This is a genomic window from Actinoplanes sandaracinus, assembly GCF_030009775.1.
In the GTDB taxonomy this organism is placed as follows: domain Bacteria; phylum Actinomycetota; class Actinomycetes; order Mycobacteriales; family Micromonosporaceae; genus Actinoplanes; species Actinoplanes sandaracinus.
Genome location: NZ_JASCTH010000005.1, coordinates 101,632 through 118,357, shown reverse-complemented (window position 1 = coordinate 118,357; position 16,726 = coordinate 101,632). Strand labels below are relative to the sequence as shown.

The 16,726-nt window shown below is 72.1% G+C and carries 13 protein-coding genes; 9 read left to right on the top strand and 4 right to left on the bottom strand.

Features of this window, described 5'->3' with window-relative positions:
• The first annotated feature begins 20 nt into the window (after positions 1–20).
• Together QLQ12_RS09265 and QLQ12_RS09260 are read left to right on the top strand one after the other, a co-directional pair.
• On the top strand, positions 21–2,126 hold the full coding sequence (locus tag QLQ12_RS09265; protein ID WP_282758641.1) for a ThuA domain-containing protein: 2,106 nt from the start codon (positions 21–23) through the stop codon (positions 2,124–2,126).
• Positions 2,127–2,371: 245 nt separating this feature from the next.
• The gene (locus tag QLQ12_RS09260) at positions 2,372–3,382 is read left to right on the top strand and encodes a sugar phosphate isomerase/epimerase family protein (protein ID WP_282758639.1); all 1,011 of its coding nucleotides are present in this window, start codon (positions 2,372–2,374) and stop codon (positions 3,380–3,382) included.
• A 94-nt stretch (positions 3,383–3,476) separates the two neighbouring features.
• Here QLQ12_RS09260 and QLQ12_RS09255 read toward each other — a convergent pair whose 3' ends face one another.
• Positions 3,477–4,979, bottom strand: a complete 1,503-nt coding sequence (locus QLQ12_RS09255; protein WP_282758638.1) for an alpha/beta hydrolase family protein — start codon at positions 4,977–4,979, stop codon at positions 3,477–3,479.
• Between the two features lie 293 nt (positions 4,980–5,272).
• Between QLQ12_RS09255 and QLQ12_RS09250 the strand changes: the two genes are divergently transcribed.
• The 7 genes from QLQ12_RS09250 to QLQ12_RS09220 all read left to right on the top strand — a co-directional run bounded on the left by QLQ12_RS09250 (position 5,273) and on the right by QLQ12_RS09220 (position 14,179).
• Positions 5,273–5,662, top strand: coding sequence for a DUF6188 family protein (locus QLQ12_RS09250; RefSeq protein WP_282758636.1), 390 nt, complete (start codon positions 5,273–5,275; stop codon positions 5,660–5,662).
• Positions 5,663–5,879: 217 nt separating this feature from the next.
• Positions 5,880–6,806, top strand: a complete 927-nt coding sequence (locus QLQ12_RS09245; protein ID WP_282758635.1) for a sugar phosphate isomerase/epimerase family protein — start codon at positions 5,880–5,882, stop codon at positions 6,804–6,806.
• 1 nt (position 6,807) lies between these two features.
• Complete coding sequence (locus QLQ12_RS09240) at positions 6,808–8,874, top strand: PQQ-dependent sugar dehydrogenase (RefSeq protein ID WP_282758634.1); 2,067 nt, start codon at positions 6,808–6,810, stop codon at positions 8,872–8,874.
• 170 nt (positions 8,875–9,044) lie between these two features.
• The gene (locus QLQ12_RS09235) at positions 9,045–9,572 is read left to right on the top strand and encodes an ATP-binding protein (protein WP_282758633.1); all 528 of its coding nucleotides are present in this window, start codon (positions 9,045–9,047) and stop codon (positions 9,570–9,572) included.
• 233 nt (positions 9,573–9,805) lie between these two features.
• Complete coding sequence (locus QLQ12_RS09230; RefSeq protein ID WP_282758631.1) at positions 9,806–12,106, top strand: putative bifunctional diguanylate cyclase/phosphodiesterase; 2,301 nt, start codon at positions 9,806–9,808, stop codon at positions 12,104–12,106.
• A gap of 190 nt (positions 12,107–12,296) precedes the next feature.
• The gene (locus tag QLQ12_RS09225; RefSeq protein ID WP_282758630.1) at positions 12,297–12,656 is read left to right on the top strand and encodes an effector-associated constant component EACC1; all 360 of its coding nucleotides are present in this window, start codon (positions 12,297–12,299) and stop codon (positions 12,654–12,656) included.
• Positions 12,653–14,179 carry a caspase family protein gene (locus QLQ12_RS09220; RefSeq protein ID WP_282758629.1) on the top strand — a complete coding sequence of 509 codons (1,527 nt, stop codon included), beginning with the start codon at positions 12,653–12,655 and terminating at the stop codon, positions 14,177–14,179. The genes QLQ12_RS09225 and QLQ12_RS09220 overlap by 4 nt, the downstream gene beginning before the upstream one ends.
• On the opposite strand, the gene QLQ12_RS09215 is transcribed toward QLQ12_RS09220, so the two are convergent.
• From QLQ12_RS09215 to QLQ12_RS09205, 3 genes are read right to left on the bottom strand one after another with little or no spacing between them, the layout of a single operon-like run.
• A complete protein-coding gene (locus QLQ12_RS09215; RefSeq protein WP_282758627.1) occupies positions 14,176–14,727 on the bottom strand; it encodes a hypothetical protein in 552 nt (183 codons plus the stop codon). The genes QLQ12_RS09220 and QLQ12_RS09215 overlap by 4 nt on opposite strands.
• Before the next feature lie 59 nt (positions 14,728–14,786).
• The gene (locus QLQ12_RS09210) at positions 14,787–15,656 is read right to left on the bottom strand and encodes a carbohydrate ABC transporter permease (protein ID WP_282758949.1); all 870 of its coding nucleotides are present in this window, start codon (positions 15,654–15,656) and stop codon (positions 14,787–14,789) included.
• 32 nt (positions 15,657–15,688) lie between these two features.
• The gene (locus tag QLQ12_RS09205) at positions 15,689–16,723 is read right to left on the bottom strand and encodes an ABC transporter ATP-binding protein (RefSeq protein WP_282758625.1); all 1,035 of its coding nucleotides are present in this window, start codon (positions 16,721–16,723) and stop codon (positions 15,689–15,691) included.
• Between the last annotated feature and the right edge of the window lie 3 nt (positions 16,724–16,726).

The window sequence follows — 16,726 nt, the reverse complement described above, 5'->3', positions numbered from 1 at the left end:
TCCCGTTGAGGGGAATCCCCGTGCGCAGACGAATCCGTACCCTCCTCGGCGCGGCCACCGCCGTGCTGACCACCCTGGCGTGCACCGTACCGGCCACCTCCGCCACCGCCGCCGACGCCGCCTACGACGTCCTGGTCTTCTCCAAGACAGCCGGCTTCCGCCACGACTCCATCGGCACCGGCATCCAGACGATCAAGGACCTGGCGGCGGCCGGCGACTTCACCGTCACCGCCACCGAGGACGCCGCCGCCTTCACCACCGCCAACCTCGCCCAGTACGAGGCGGTGGTGTTCCTCAACACCACCGGTGACGTCCTCAACGGCGCCCAGCAGACCGCCTTCGAGTCGTACATCCGGGCCGGAGGCGGCTACGCCGGCGTCCACGCGGCCGCCGACACCGAATACGACTGGCCGTTCTACGGCCAGCTCGTCGGAGCCTGGTTCGCCTCCCACCCGGCCATCCAGCAGGCGACCGTCAAGGTCGAGGACCGGGCGCACGCCGCCACCGCCCACCTGCCGCAGACCTGGACCCGCACCGACGAGTGGTACGACTACCGCACCAACGCCCGCAGCACCGCCCACGTGCTCGCGACCCTCGACGAGGGGTCCTACTCGGGCGGCGCCATGGGCGCCGACCACCCGCACGCTTGGTGCAAGACGCTCGACTCCGGCCGGTCCTTCTACACCGGCGGCGGGCACACCAACGAGTCGTACGCCGACACCGCGTTCCGGCGCCATCTGCTCGGCGGGATCCGGTACGCGGCCGGGCGTGCCAAGGCCGACTGCCGGCCGGAGACCGGCTACACCACGCTGTACAACGGCTCGACCTCCGGCTGGTCCCAGGCGGGGCCGGGCAGCTTCACCAACAGCGACGCCACCCTCACCTCGGTCGGCGGGCTCGGCATGCTCTGGTACTCACCGAAGGCGTACACCGACTACTCCCTCAAACTGGACTGGCGGATGGCCGGCGACGACAACTCCGGGGTGTTCATCGGCTTCCCGCCGTCGAGCGACCCCTGGTCGGCGGTGAACAACGGCTACGAGATCCAGATCGACGCCACCGACGCCGCCGACCGCACCACCGGTGCCGTCTACAGCTTCCAGGGCGCGAACGCCGCCGCTCGCGACGCGGCGCTGAACCCGCCGGGGGAGTGGAACACCTACGAGCTGCTCGTCGAGGGCCAGCGGCTGCAGGTGCTCCTCAACGGCGTGAAGATCAACGACTTCACCAACACCGATCCGGCCCGCAACCTGGACGGCCACATCGGCCTGCAGAACCACGGCGACGGTGACGACGTGTCCTTCCGCAACATCCGGATCAAGGAACTCGGCGGAGGCGGCCCGACCCGGACCGTCCAGGCCGAGTCGTTCAGCTCCGCCCACGGCGTCCAGGCGTTCACCAAGGCCGGTGCCAACAACGGCCAGACCCTCGGTTACGTCGACCCGGGCGACTGGGCGGCCTACAACGGTGTCGACCTCACCGGGGTCACCTCCGTCAGGGCCCGGGTCGTCTCCGGCGGGGCCGGCGGCGCCATCGGTGTGCGGACCGGCTCGCCGGCGGGCCCTCTGCTCGGCTCGCTGGCGGTGCCCAACACCGGCGGCTGGAGCACCTACGCCGACGTCACCACCGCCCTGTCCCACGTGCCGTCCGGCGCCCACAACCTCTACCTCACCTTCACCGGCACCGGCACCGGGCTCTTCGACGTCGACGACTTCACCCTCACCGCCTCGGGCGGTGGCGGCGGCCCGGGCCCGGTGGTGGGCCTGGCCGGCAAGTGCCTGGACGTCGCCGGTGGAGGTTCCGCCGACGGCACGAGGATTCAGTTGTGGACGTGCAACGGGTCGGCCGCGCAGGTCTGGGCGGTCAGCGGGCAGGTGTGGCGCAACCCGGCGTCGAACAAGTGCCTCGACGTGGCCGGTGGTGGCACCGCCAACGGGACCAAGGTGCAGTTGTGGACCTGCAACGGCAGCGCGGCGCAGAACTGGGGCGTGCGGAGCGACAGGACCGTGCGGAACCCGCAGTCGAACCGGTGCCTGGACGTCTCCGAGGCCAAGCCCGACAACGGCCGGCAGATCCACATCTGGGACTGCCTCGGCGCGGCCAACCAGCAGTGGAACCGCGCCTGACGAAATCGTGAGTCCCGTGCCGCGGCCTGCCTTCCGCCGGCACGGGACTTTGCCTAGAGTGGTCCGTGACGAACGCGGACGCGGACCGGCGTCCGGGTGGGAGGCGCAAACCCACCCGGCACGACCTCGCCGCCATCCCCGCCACCGTGTCGTCGTGCCCGGGCGGTCCCTCGCGCCGCCCCGCCGATCATCGGCACCGGAATCCCGCACACCGTTTCCCGGGACACCCGCGAGGAAGTGAGAACATGTCGCGACCGATCACCCTCTTCACCGGCCAATGGGCCGACCTGCCGTTCGACGAGGTGTGCCGGCTGGCCTCGGAGTGGGGTTACGACGGCCTGGAGATCGCCTGCTGGGGCGACCACTTCGAGGTCGACAAGGCCCTCGCCGACGACGGTTACGTCGACCGCAAACGCGAGCAACTGGCAAAACACAACCTGCAGGTGTTCGCCATCTCGAACCACCTGGTCGGGCAGGCCGTCTGCGATCATCCCATCGACGAGCGTCATCAGGACATCCTGCCGGCGCGGATCTGGGGAGACGGCGAGCCCGAGGGCGTCCGTCGGCGTGCCGCCGAGGAGATGAAGGACACCGCCCGTGCGGCCGCCAAGCTGGGCGTGCGGACCGTCGTCGGCTTCACCGGGTCGTCGATCTGGCACACACTGGCCATGTTCCCGCCGGTGCCCCCGGCGATGATCGACCGTGGCTACGCCGACTTCGCCGACCGGTGGAACCCGATCCTCGACGTCTTCGCCGAGGTGGGCGTCCGGTTCGCGCACGAGGTGCACCCCAGCGAGATCGCCTACGACTACTGGACCACGAAACGGACCCTGGAGGCGATCGGCAACCGGCCCGAGTTCGGCCTGAACTGGGACCCGTCGCACTTCGTCTGGCAGGACCTCGACCCGGTCAACTTCATCCTCGACTTCGCCGACCGGATCTATCACGTCGACTGCAAGGACGCGAAGGTGCGCACCGGCGACGGCCGGCGCGGCCGCCTCAGTTCCCACCTGCCGTGGGCCGACCTGCGCCGCGGCTGGGACTTCGTCTCGACCGGTCACGGCGACGTCCCCTGGGAGGACTGTTTCCGGGCGCTCAACGCGATCGGCTACGACGGGCCCCTCTCCATCGAGTGGGAGGACGCCGGCATGGACCGGCTCGTCGGCGCGCCCGAGGCGCTGCGGTTCGTGCGGCGGCTGGCGTTCGACGCGCCGGCGGCGGCCTTCGACGCGGCCTTCTCGTCCGCCGAGCCGTAACCGGCGGGTCCGGCCCCCGGGCCGTCGTCACCTCGGCCGGCGCTTTTCGCACAGCGCCGGCCGACGGTGCGCGGGCTCCGCCACCGGCCCCGGTTCAAGGACGGCTGGTGGGCGGATGCACCCGCAGGTCACCGTGCCGGGAGAGCGTCCCCGGGAGATCGACGGGCTGGCCGCGCAGGGTGGCGTCGAGGAACGCGGCGCAGGTGTCGGTGGTCATGCGTACCGCCTCGGTCCGGCCGAGCGACCCCGTCAGGGCGGGAACCGGTGGCAGGTACAGCGGACCGTCGGTGAACGTGAGGTGTGCGCTGCCCGGCACGGTGAGCCGGTAGCCGGTCGCGGCGCCCTCGTCCAGAACCTTCGACAGCGCGGCGATGTAGTCGGCATCGGCCTGGTCCACGGCTTCGTGGGTGACGGCGAGGACGGGCTGGCGCAGCGGACCCTGGGCCGGTTCGGGGCCGCCGTCCAGATTGATGACGGCGGTGAACCGGGGGTCTCGGTGAGCGGCCCACATGGCGGCGGCCCCGCCGAGGGAGTGGCCGGTCGCCGCGACCCGCCCGGTGTCGAGCCGCCCGGTGAACGGGCCGGGGATCTCGCCCCGGTCGAGGCGGCCGAGCTGGGTGAGCACGAAGCTGAGGTCCGATGCCCGCACCGTCGTCCAGCCGAGTCTTCGCCTGGCGTCCTCGGCCCGGTCGCCGCCGGCGGCGATCCGGGTCCGGAGGGTGCGGCCGTCGGCGAGCATCACCGCGGCCGAGTCGTACGGGTGGTCGACGCCCGCGACGAGGTAGCCGCGGCTCGCCAGTTCCTCCGCCCACGCGGTGTTCTGCGTGCGCACGCCACCGAGCCCGGGGGAGAACAGCACGACCGGGAAGCGGCCGGCCGCCGGCGCCGCGTCGTGCACCGCGTGAGTACGGGCGCGCGTCGGCCCGTCCAGCACGAGGCCGGGAATCCCCAGGTAGCCGGCGGCCGCGGCGGCGACGGTGTCCGCCTCCTCCCGGGTCCGGCCGAGGTACTGTGCCCGCGGCGCGTCAGGGCTGCCCGGCAGCGCCGGGTACCAGAACTGGACGACCACCGTACGCCCGCCGTCGGCCTCCGCCGTCGCCGTCTCCTCGCGGTCCGGATCGGTCCATTGCGTCACCGTGGTGCCTACCGCGAACGGCCCGGACGGCTGGGGGAACGCCGGCACGGGCAGCGCCACCGCCGCGACCGCGCCGCCGGTGATGAGCCCGAGACAGGCCAGCGAGCCCGGCAGGGCCACCCACCAGCGGGCCCGCCGGTCGGCACGGCCACTGCGCCGTCGCATCAGCCGTCCGGCGCCGATCCCAGCGGCGGCGAGCAGGCCGCCGGCGAGCACGAGCAGCAGTTGCCAGCGCATTCCGGCCGCTGTCGACGCGGCGCCCGCGACCAGGGCGATCATCGAACCGATGGCGGTCCAGCGGCGGGCGGCGGGCGGGAGCCACCTGGCGAGGACCACCGCGATCGCCGCCAGGACGACGAGAATCTCCCCTGCGGACATCCCGCCGGCGGCCGGGATCGGCGCCGCCGAGAGCATCGCCGGGCCGGGATCGGCCCGGAGAACGAGGGACATGGCGTGCGTCACGGGGACGCTCCTTTGCGGGTCGGGTGCCTCCCTGATCACGACGGCACCGATGCAGGTTTCCATCAGTGACGGGGCGAGGGCTTCCACCGCCGGTCTGATCTTGAGTGAGGGGGGTCTGCCGTTCGGCCGATGCGACGGCGCCCACAGCGGACGGAGTGTGACCGCCAACTCGTGTTGCGGCTTTAAGGCTCTCTTATGAAAGCCCGGGCTACGGTCCTGCCGTCAGCAGCCCTACAAGCCGATCGGTGGTACTCATAGTGGCAGGCATGGTCGCCGGCGGACGCTCGCGGCGGGTGCGTCTGATCGACGTTCTGGTCGGACAGAAGCTTGATTACCTGCGGTTGGGTCACGCCATCGTCATGGGCTTCACCGGAGGCCACCGGGTGGTGCTCGAATCGGCCGCCCACCTGAACGGGCCGCACGGCCACGTGGTCGTCGAGCCCGGCGAGAGCCCGTCGGACGTTCTGGCGGTGCTGCTCGGCGACGTCGTCCAGGCGGCGCATACGCGCGACAACGGCGAGCTGGAGATTACCTTCGCCGGCGGATCGGAGCTGTGTGTCGGTGTCGACGCCGATTTCGAGTCCTGGGCGGTCGCCGGCCCGGACGGCTTCCTGATCGTCTGTCTGGCCCGCGGCGAGCTCGCCGTCTGGGGCGCGGCCGGCGCCGGACGGGCCGCCGCCTGAAGCGGTTTCGAAGGGGTGGCCACCTGGCATCGCTTTGTTCGCATCGTACGAAAGTTCCGAGGTTTCGGGAAGATGTTCATCTAGTGACGACAGTGAATACGCGGTAACGTCCGGTACGGAAAGTCGCTCTGCACGAAAGTTGCCGGCTGCGGGCGCGAAGTCTGACCTGCCCGCATGCCCATCCGTGTTCACTTGGCGAAACCGGAGGCACCACCGCATGCACGAGTCACCATCCCGTCCGACCGCCCTGAGCCGCCGCAACCTGCTCGGCGCCGCAGCCGCAGGCGCCGCAGCCGTCGGGGCCTCCACCACGCTGAGCTCGCCCGCCGCGGCCGGCGGATCCTCCCCGCACCGCGTTCCCCGCGACCAGATCAGCGTGCAGCTCTACACACTGCGCAACCAGCTCGCCATCGACCTCGAGGGCAGTCTCACCGAACTCGCCGAGATCGGTTACACCCGGGTCGAGCACGCCGGCTTCGTCGGCCGCACCGCCGCCCAGTTCCGGGCCGCCCTCGACAACGCCGGCCTGCGGGCCACCTCCGGTCATGCCGGCATCCCGCAGCCGTGGAACGCCGAAACCTGGAAGCGGGCGCTGGACGACGCCGCCGTCATCGGCAACAAGTACATCGTCCACCCGTACTTCGGCGCCGGACCGAACGGGCCGGTCCGCGACGGCGCGGTCTACCGGGCCTTCGCCGCGGACCTCAACAAGGCCGGCGAACTCGCCCGCCGGGCCGGACTGAGCTTCGGTTACCACAACCACCAGAACGAGTTCCTGCGCCAGGACGGCGGCGAGCGCACCGGCTTCGACATCCTCACCGACGAGACCGACCCCCGCCTGGTCCACCTCGAGGTCGACCTGTACTGGGCCTGGCGCGGCGCCGCGGACCCGGTGGACCTGATCGAACGGAACCGCCGGCGGATCAAGCAGGTGCACGTCAAGGACATGGACGTCAACAGCGGCTTCGCCGACCCGGGCGCCGGCCTGATCGACTTCGAGCGGGTCTTCCGCCGGGCCCGTGACGCCGGTCTGGTGGAGTACATCGTGGAGCGCGACGACGCGGGCAGCCCGCCGCGCACACCGGCGCAGGCCCTGGAAACCGCCCGCGTGGGGTACCAGTACCTCATCGGACTGAGGTACTGACATGCGACGGCTCCTCACCGCCGCCGCCGCGGCCCTCCTCGCCACCACCATGGTCACCGGTCTCGGGAGCCCCGCCCGGGCGGCCGCCCCGCCGCCCGACGCCGACTTCCAGAAGGTGACCCTCAACGACTACCCGGGCGAACCGATGGCCCTGGCCGTGCTGCCCGACAAGCGCGTGCTGCACACCGCCCGCAAAGGGCAGGTGCGCATCCACGAGCCCCGCACCGGCCGCAACGTCCTGGCCGCCACCATCCCGGTGTACCTGCACGACGAGGAAGGCGTGCAGGGCATCGCGATCGACCCGGACTTCGAGCGCAACCACTGGGTCTACGTCTACTACTCGCCGGTGCTGAACACGCCGGTCGACGACCCGGCCACGCCCACCGTGAACGAGGGCAACGCCCCCGAGACCGGGACGGCGGCCGATTTCGCGCCGTTCAAGGGACACCTGCAACTGTCCCGGTTCAAGCTGCGCGGCAACACCCTGGACCTGGGCAGTGAGCAGAAGATCCTTCAGGTCCCGGTCGATCGCGGCGTCTGCTGCCACGTCGGCGGCAAGATCGACTTCGACGGGAAGGGCAACCTGTACCTCTCCACCGGTGACGACACCAACCCGTTCGCCTCCAGCGGGTACACGCCGATCGACGAGCGCCCGGACCGCAACCCGGCGTTCGACGCCCAGCGCAGCTCCGCCAACACCAACGACCTGCGCGGCAAGTTGCTGCGGATCACGGTGAAGCCGAACGGCTCCTACACCGTCCCGCGCGGCAACCTGTTCAAGAAGGGCACCCCGAAGACCCGCCCGGAGATCTACGCGATGGGCCTGCGCAACCCGTTCCGGTTCGACGTCGACGAGCGGACCGGGGTCGTCTACATGGCCGACTACTCGCCCGACGCCCAGCAGCCGAACCCGCAGCGCGGACCCGCCGGCCACGGCCGCTGGATGGCCATCGACAAGCCGGCCAACTACGGATGGCCGTACTGCGTGGCGCCCGACATGCCCTACGTCGACTACGACTTCGCGACCGGCGTGTCACGGGCGCCATTCAACTGCGCCCAGCCGGTCAACGAATCGCCGAACAACACCGGCCTGCGTAATCTGCCGAGCGTCGAGAAGGCGGAGGTCGTCTACACGTACGGGGCGAGCACGCAGTTCCCGCAACTCGGCACCGGCGGCATCGGCCCGATGGCCGGGCCGGCTTACCAGTACGACCGGCGCAGCAAGTCGCCGACCAGATGGCCGGCGCACTTCGACGGCAAGCCGCTGTTCTACGAATGGACCCGCGACTACGTCAAGGCGTTCACCCTGGACGACCAGGACCAGGTCACGGCGATCGAATCGGTGCTGCCGTCGATCATCTTCGACAACCCGATGGACATCGAGTTCGGCCCGGACGGCGCGCTCTACGTGCTGGAGTATGGCGACGGCTACTTCGCCGAGAACCCGGAGGCGCAACTCGCCCGCGTCGACTACGCGCCGGCGAACAAGACACCGATCGTGAAGATCAACGCGGAGCCGACGGTCGGCTCGGCGCCGTTCACGGTCAACTTCTCCAGCGCCGGCACCGTCGATCCGGACGGCGACGCGCTGCGGTACGCGTGGGACTTCGACGCCGACGGCGACGTCGACTCGCGGCACCCGAACCCGGCATACACCTACCATCAGAACGGTGACTACCGGGCCACCCTGAAGGTCACCGACTCCACCGGGCGGTCCGCCTCCGCGGAGTTCCTGCTGCACGTCGGCCCGGTGGCGCCCACGGTGTCGTTCGTGACGCCCACCGCCGGCCAGCCGTTCGAGTTCGGCGACACGGTGACCTTCCAGGTCAACGTGGTCGACGACCAGCCGGTCAACTGCGCGTCGGTCGAGGTCTCCTACATCCTCGGCCACGACCAGCACGGGCACCCCCTGTCGACGACGTCCGGCTGCACCGGCTCGATCACCACGTTCATCGACCCCGGGCACGCCGGGGCGGAGAACCTGGCGGCGGTCTTCGTGGCCGAGTACACCGACGCCGACGGCCAGACCGGATCCGCGCAGGTCGTCCTCAACCCCAGCGAGGACTGACCACCCCACACGGCGGGCCCGGCGACGATGCCGGGCCCGCGCCGTGACGTCGGCCGGGCCGGGGCATCGGACCGCCGCGGACGCCACCGGGCTCGCGCCGTGGCGTCGGCCGGGCCGGGGCATCGGACCGCCGCGGACGCCGCCGCACGCGAGCGCGTACCGTTCGCGGGATGACGGGTGGCGGTTCGACCGGCGCGGGTGACACGGACGGGTCCGTGCCGCCGGTTTCGGCGCCGGCACCGGATCCGTTGCTGGACGAGCCGTTCACCGACACGACGGTGACCGCGCTACGGCACCGGCTGAGTGCCGCGGCGGCGGCCGCGGGGTTGTCCGGCACGGTCGGCGAGGATTTCGTTCTGGCGGCGCACGAACTGGTGACCAACGCGGTGAAGCACGGCGGCGGCGCCGGCCGGCTGCGGCTGCGGCTGCTCGCCGACGTCCTCGTCTGCGAGATCATCGATCACGGCCGGAAGGCCCCTGAACTGCCGATCCGACTGTCACAGACCGACCAGCCCGGCGGTCGGGGGCTGTGGCTGGCGCATCGACTGACCGGGGCGCTCATGCTGACCCGCCGCCCCGACGGCGGCGTCACCGCCTCGGTCAGCGTGTGTGTCGGCGAGGCGGCCACCCCCGGGCGCCCGGCGAACGGCCCCCACGCCGGAGACGCCTCGCCGGTCACCGACAGTGACGGCCGGTGAATCGCGAACCGGCGTGGCCTCACGAGAGGCGCAGCGGCGGCGGGCGGACCACTGCCGGGCGCCGAGGATGACCGGCGTCCTGGACACTCGCACCACCTGATCGTGCTCGCCCTCCCCGTACCACCATGATCTTGCTCAAGATGGCCGGGTCCGCGCCGATGAGTCTGAGGTGTGCAGGGTCCCCGGGGCGGCGTTCCCGGCCGATGAGGCCGCCGGCCTCGGCGGGATGCGCCGTGCGGTCGCCTGAGCCGGTGCGGCCGCGGGCGTACGCCTGTTACGGCTGGCTGGCCGTGGCGGCATCGGTCGCGCTCGTGGCGCCGCACCTCGGTCCGGCCGGACAGCAGTGCGCGTACGCCCTGATCGGTCTCGGCTCGGCCGCCTGCGTCGCGGCCGGAGTGCGGTTGCACCGGCCGGCACGCCCGGTCGCCTGGCTGCTGCTGGCGATCGCCATGGTCTGCGGCGCGGCGGCGAACACGGTGTGGGCCGTCCATGTCAGCCTGACCGCCGCCCCGAGTCTCTCCGCCGTCGACGTGCTCTATTTCGTCATGTACCCGCTGCTGGCCGCCGGTCTGGCCCTGCTGCCCGAACGCCCGGCCGGAAGTTCCCGATGGGCGGGCACGGCCGAGGCCGGGATCGTGACGTGCACCGGCGCGACGCTCGCCTGGGTCGGGCTGTACGACCCGTACATCCTCGACGCCGATCCGTCGCCGCCGTACAGCGGGGCGATCGCCTACCCGATCCTCGACCTGCTGCTGGTGGCCATGGCGGTACGGCTGCTGGTCGTGCAGCGGCGGCTCCGGCACACCCACGCCATCCTGCTGGCCATGGCCGTGCTGCTGACCGCCGCCGACGTACCGTATTTCCTGTCGGTCGCCACCGGCGGCCCGTGGTCCGGGCCCGGCTGGAGCGTCGCGGCGTGGCTGGCCGCGTTCGCGCTGCCCGGCGTCGCCGCGCTGCACCCCGCCACGGCGGCCCACCCGGCCCTGCCCGACCCGGTCGGCGGCGGCTGGCGCACCGCGATGCTGCACGGCGCGCTGGTCCTGGTCGGCCCGGCCGCGACCGGATACTCGCTGATGCAGGACGCGCACCGGGGCGATTTGGACCTCTACGACTTCATCGTGCCGCTGTCGGCCACCGTGCTGATCTCCCTGCTCCTGGTGGTTCGCATGACCAACGGCCAGCGACAGCTCCAGCGGCACGCGATGTCGCTGGCCGTCGCGCTGGACGAGCAGGCCGCGCTGCAGGAGTCGCTGCGGCACCTCGCCGAGCACGACGTCCTGACCGGCCTGCCGAACCGGCGGCTGCTGGAGGACCGCATCGCCGCGGGGGAGCCGCACGGCCTGGTGGTGCTCGACCTCGACGGCTTCCAGGACGTCAACGACCGGCTCGGTCACCGCGCCGGCGACGAACTGCTCGTCATGATCGCCGCGCGGCTCCGTGGCGTTCTGGGGCCCGGCGACCTGCTGGCGCGCACCGGTGGTGACGAGTTCGCCGTCCTCGTCCCGGGAACCGATCGGGACGTCGTGGCCACCCGTGCCGACGCCGTGCTCGAGACGCTGCGGTCGCCGGTCGAGATGTGCGGGTACACGCTGCACGTCACCGCGAGCGCCGGTGTGCGGGCGGCCGACGACATGACGGAGAGGGCGCATCTGCTCGGCGACGCCGACATGGCCCTGAACGCCGCCAAGGCGGCCGGCAAGGACCGCGTGGTGTGGTACGACCACACCCTGCGCGACCGGCAGACCGAACGCATCGAGACCGTGGCGCGGCTGCGGCTCGCGCTCGGCGCCGACGAGTTCGCCGTCTACTACCAGCCGATCGTCGACCTCGGCACGTCACAGACGGTGGCTGTCGAGGCGCTGGTGCGCTGGCTGCCACCCGGCCGGCCGCCGATCGGCCCGGACCGGTTCATCCCGGCCGCCGAGGAGAGCGGCCTCATCGTCGCTCTCGGCGAGTGGGTCCTGCGTCGCGCCTGCGCCGAAGCCGCGACCTGGCATCGGGAGCACGGTGTCACACTCACCGTCAACGTGTCCCCGCGTCAGCTCACCGACGACGACTTCACCGCGAAGGTACGGCGCAGCCTCCTCGACAGCGGTCTGCCCGCCACCGCGCTGACGCTGGAGATCACCGAAGGCATCCTGGTGAGCGCCGGCACCCGCAGCGCGCAGGCCCTCGACCATCTCGAAGCGTTACGCGCCGACGGCATCCGGATCGCGGTCGACGACTTCGGCACCGGCTATTCCTCGCTGGCGTACCTGCGCGACCTGCCCATCGACACGCTGAAGATCGACAAGTCGCTGATGCCCGCCGACGAGGACGACCACCGGCAGGTCGCCCTGGTCCGCACGGTCGTCGACATGGCGCGCAGCCTGGGCCTGACCACGGTCGCGGAAGGCGTCGAGACGCCGTTCCACGCCACGCTGCTGCACACTCTCGGCTGCGACCGCGCACAGGGTTACCACTTCGCCCGACCGATGCCCGCCGCGGATCTGATCGCCCGGCGGGTGCTGCTGCCGCACGCCCACGCGGTCTGACCACCGAGGCGATCCGCTCACCCGGCTGACCCGCGCCCACGAATCCCGACCGGAGCCCGCCCCGGGCGCGGCCTCACTGATCGGCCGGGGCAGGCGGCCACGGCGGCGACGGAGCGAGCCTGAATATCCGATATACGCAATGTGTCGGTTTAGTCTGGTCGTCGTTGTCACAGAGGGAATGAGGGCTGCGATGTTGCTGTCGGTCGTCGATGCGGATCTCGACGCGGCTGAGATCGAGGACGCGCTCATCCGGTTACGCCGGGAGTTGCTCGGCCACGCCGGCGTCGTCGACGCGCGGACGGTGCCGGGGACCCCGGCGCCGGCCGGCAGCAAAGCCGTGGACGGCCTGATCGCCGCGCTGTCGGTGGCCCTGACGGATCCCGGCGTGCTGGCGGCTGTGGTGGAGGCGGTCCGGGCCTGGGGCGCGCGGCGCGGCCGTACCCTCCGCGTCGAGATCGACGGTGACGTCCTTGATCTCGCCGGGGTGACCTCGGCCCAGCAGCAGCAGGTCATCGATGCCTGGCTGCGCCGCCACGAGGCCGGCGAGTGAGTGGCCGCCGCGAAGCGCTGGTCGTCGCCGTCCACGACTACGCCGATCCCGGCCTGAGCCGGCTTCGGGCGCCCGGCCACGACGCGGACGCGCTGGCCCGCGTGCTGGGCGATCAGAGTGTCGGTGGCTTCCACGTCCGGCAGTTGCGCAACGAGCCGGCGCACGTGGTCAGCGAGGCGCTGGAGGACTTCTTCGCCGATCGTGACCGCGACGACCTGCTGTTGGTCTACTTCTCCGGGCACGGGCTCAAGGACGAGGACGGCACGCTGCACCTGGCCGCCGCGAACACGAAGGTGCACCGCCTGGCCGCCACGAGCGTGTCCGCGTCGTTCGTCGACCAGCAGATGACCCGCAGCCGGTCGCGCCGGATCGTGCTGATGCTCGACTGCTGCTACGCCGGCGCTTTCGCGCGCGGCCTCACGCCGCGCGGCGCGGCCTCGGACCTCGGCATCGACCGGCAACTGGGCGGCTGCGGCCGTGCGGTGATCACGTCGTCGAGCGCCATGGAGTACGCGTTCGAGGGAAGTCGACTGACCGGGAACGGCGAGAGGACAGGGCCGAGCGTCTTCACCGGCGTGCTGGTGCAGGGGCTGGAGACCGGGGCCGCCGACCGCGACGGCGACGGCTTCGTGACGCTCGACGAGATCTACGACTACGTCTACACCGGCGTACGGGAGATCACTCCCCACCAGACGCCGTGCAAGTGGACCTTCGACATGCAGGGCAGTCTGCACATCGCCCGGCGCCCGGCCGGTCCGCTCGCCGCCATCGCGCCGGCGCCCGTTCCTCGCGCCCGCCGCGCGCGATGGTGGTGGGCCGTCGCGGGCCTCGCCGCCGGACTGATCGCGGTCGGCATTCCCGCGTTGTCGCACGACTGGCGGCAGCCGGGCCCGTCGTCCGCACCGGTGGCCTCGCCGTCGCCCCCGGCGGGCCCGGTGCTGTTCCACGACGACTTCACGACGACGGAGGGTGGCTGGTCCGACAACGGCGGCACCGGCCGATACGGCGGCTACCACGTGCCCGGCGCGTACCGCTTCCAGAGCCGCGAACCCGGATCGATCTGGGGCGGCAGCCCGCAGGCGGCGGCCGTCGTGTACCCCACCGCGCCGTCGAGCATCCGGATCTCAGCGTGGGCCCGGTGGTCCGTCTCCGACGACGAGGCCTGGTTCGGCCTGGCCTGCCGGGTGGCCGGCGACCTGGACGCCTACTACTTCCTCGTGTCGAACAGTCACGTTCACATCGTGAAGATGACCGGCGGGATCCCCCGGTTTCCGGAACTCGCGGTGGACACGCTGCCCGGGGTGGACCTGCTGGCCGGTGTGCGCCTGGAGGCCGACTGCGCCACCGTGGGCGACGGCCACGCGACCAGGTTGGTGCTGCGGATCGACGGCCGGCAGGCGCTGGACGTCACCGACACCACATCACCGCTGGAGAGCGGAACGGTCGGCATAGCCGTCGAGATGAGCTCCTCGGCCCGCAGAGCGGAGGCCGAGTTCAAGGACTTCACCGTCGCCCGGCTTTAGCCGCCCGGCGTCACCCGGCGCACGACGATGGTGCGCACCACGTCCGAGCCGGCGCAGTCGGCGCCGGTCGTGGTGATCTGACCGGTGACGGTGACCCGGTCCCCGGCCGTCAGCGTCTCCGCCGGGGTCCCGGCCAGGCCCCACAGCCGGTCGCCGACGCGCAGCATCGTGCAGTCGCCGGACCGGGCGACCACGCCGGACAGCGTCCGGTCCCCGTGCGGCAGCCCGCCCGGCAGCTCACCGGGGCCGGGCGGCGGCACCGGGACCGTCGACTCGCCGCGCGGCGACGCGGGCGGCGGTGTCGTCGTGGTGGGCGCGGGGCTGCCCGGCGACACCGGAGCGGGCGGCGTCCCGCCGGCGGGCGACACCGGAGCGGGCGGCGTTCCGCCGGCGGGCGACACCGGAGCGGGCGGCGTTCCGCCGGCGCCGGGTGCGGTCGCCGGCGGGCTCGGCGCGGGGCTCGCCGAACCGGGCGGCGGGTCCGATCCGCAGGCGGTCAGCGGAGCCAGGGAGCCGCCGGCGAGCAGCAGAATCGTCAGGCGTCGCATGACGGTCACCGTATCCATACCGATTTGGACGAGAGGGACGGCCGCGCGGCTCCGGTGTCTCACCGGAGGTGAAAACGGCCGTATCGGCGCAGCAACCGCCATTGCAGCGCCACGGCGGCGACGGTCAGCAGCAGCATGAGCAGCGTCGCGGCGGCGGCGTAGCCGTACCGCAGATATTCGAACGCGTTGCGGTAGGCGAACAGCGGGACGTAGGTGGTCGCGTACGGTGGCGGGCCGCCGTCGGTGACGATCAGGGCCGGCACGAACGAGAACTGCAGACTCTGGATGGCGTCACGGATCAGGAGCAGCCCCAGCACCGGGGCGATCAGCGGCAACGTGATCCGGCGCAGCACGTCCCAGGCGGTGGCGTCCTCCAGGGCCGCGAGCTCGTACACGTCGGCCGGCAGCGCCCGGCGGGCGGCGAGCAGGATCACGAACGTCTCGCCGACCGTGAACAGGCTCATCAGGATGATCGCGGCCCGTGCGTCGACCGGGTCGGTGAGCCACTGCGGCGGGGTGCGCCCGAACGCGGTCAGCCCGTTCTCCCCGCCGACACGCAGGATCTGACTGATCGGGCCGTACAGCGGGTTGAGGAGCCAGAGCCAGAGCAGGCCGTAGGCGATCTCCGGCACCGCCGTGGGCAGCACCGCGGCGGTCCGGGCGGTGCCGGCGGCGGCGGTCCGGCGGTGCAGCAGCAACGCCAGCCCGAGCGCGACCAGCATCCGCAGCGGCACCGCCACGGCGCCGAACAGCAGGGAGTTGACCAGCGCGGTCCGGAAGACCGGATCGTCCGCCAGCGCGGTGAGATTGTCCGTTCCGGTCCACACCGGGGGCCGGATCAGGTCGTACTCGGTGAAGGCCAGCGCGAGCGTCACCGCGAACGGCGCCAGCACCAGCACGACCAGGCCCAGCACATAGGGAGCCAGCAGCAGGGCCAGCTGGCGGCGCCCCCGGTCGCGTCTCACGCGCCGGTCACCCGGCGGCCGTCGCCGTCGAAGACGTGCACGTCGGCCCAGCGGACGGCGGCCCGGACCGGCTCACCGGGAAAGGGGCGCGACGCCGACGGCACGCGGGCGGTGATCACCGGTCCGTCTCCGGCGAGACGCAGGTACGCGTACGCGTCCTCGCCCACCACGTCGACCCGTTCCACGGCCGCGGGCGTGCCCACGTCGCCGAGCCGGACCGCCTCCGGACGGAACCCGATGCGGTGACCGGGCGGGCGCGCCGCCGGAGCGCCGTCCGGAGTGAGCGGGCCGTCCGCGGGCAGCAGGTTCATCGCGGGAGACCCGACGAAGCGGGCCACGAACACCGTCGCCGGGGTACGCCAGATCTCGTCCGGCGTACCGAGCTGTTCGAGTCGCCCGTCCCGCAGGACCGCCAGCCGGTCGGCCAGCACCAGCGCCTCGGTCTGGTCGTGGGTGACGTGCACCGTGGTGACACCGAGCCGGGCGTGCAGGGCCTTGAGCTCGCCCCGCGTCTCGGTCCGCAGTTCGAGATCGAGGTTGGAGAGCGGCTCGTCCAGCAGGAACAGGTCGGGCTCCCGGACCAGGGCGCGGGCCAGCGCCACCCGCTGACGTTCGCCGCCGGACAGTTGCCCGGGCCGCCGGTCGAGCAGGTGCGCGCAGCCGACCGTGGCCGCCGCCGCGGCCGCCCGCTCCCGTGCCGCCTTGCGGGGCATGTCACGCACCTCCAGCCCGAAGGTGATGTTGTCGAGCGCGGTGAGATGCGGGAACAGCGCGTACGACTGGAACACCATCGACACGTTGCGGCGTCCCGGCCGCAGCGCGGTGACGTCGCGCCCGCCGATCAGCACCCGCCCGGTCGTGGCGGCCTGGAGCCCGGCGACGACACGCAGCAGCGTGCTCTTGCCCGCCCCGGACGGGCCCAGCACGACCAAAAGTTCCCCCTGGTTCACCTCCAGGTCCAGGTGGTGCAGCACCGGTGTGTCCCGGTAGGCGGCCGAGACTCCGGACAGCTTCAGGCCACTCCGCGTCATCTA

Excerpts from the sequence above, each read along its gene's own strand:
- QLQ12_RS09260 (WP_282758639.1), top strand. The coding sequence starts at position 2,372 with ATGTCGCGACCGATCACCCTCTTCACCGGCCAATGGGCCGACCTGCCG.
- QLQ12_RS09245 (WP_282758635.1), top strand. The coding sequence starts at position 5,880 with ATGCACGAGTCACCATCCCGTCCGACCGCCCTGAGCCGCCGCAACCTG.
- QLQ12_RS09240 (WP_282758634.1), top strand. The coding sequence starts at position 6,808 with ATGCGACGGCTCCTCACCGCCGCCGCCGCGGCCCTCCTCGCCACCACC.
- QLQ12_RS09235 (WP_282758633.1), top strand. The coding sequence starts at position 9,045 with ATGACGGGTGGCGGTTCGACCGGCGCGGGTGACACGGACGGGTCCGTG.
- QLQ12_RS09225 (WP_282758630.1), top strand. The coding sequence starts at position 12,297 with ATGTTGCTGTCGGTCGTCGATGCGGATCTCGACGCGGCTGAGATCGAG.
- QLQ12_RS09215 (WP_282758627.1), bottom strand. The coding sequence starts at position 14,727 with ATGCGACGCCTGACGATTCTGCTGCTCGCCGGCGGCTCCCTGGCTCCG.
- QLQ12_RS09205 (WP_282758625.1), bottom strand. The coding sequence starts at position 16,723 with ATGACGCGGAGTGGCCTGAAGCTGTCCGGAGTCTCGGCCGCCTACCGG.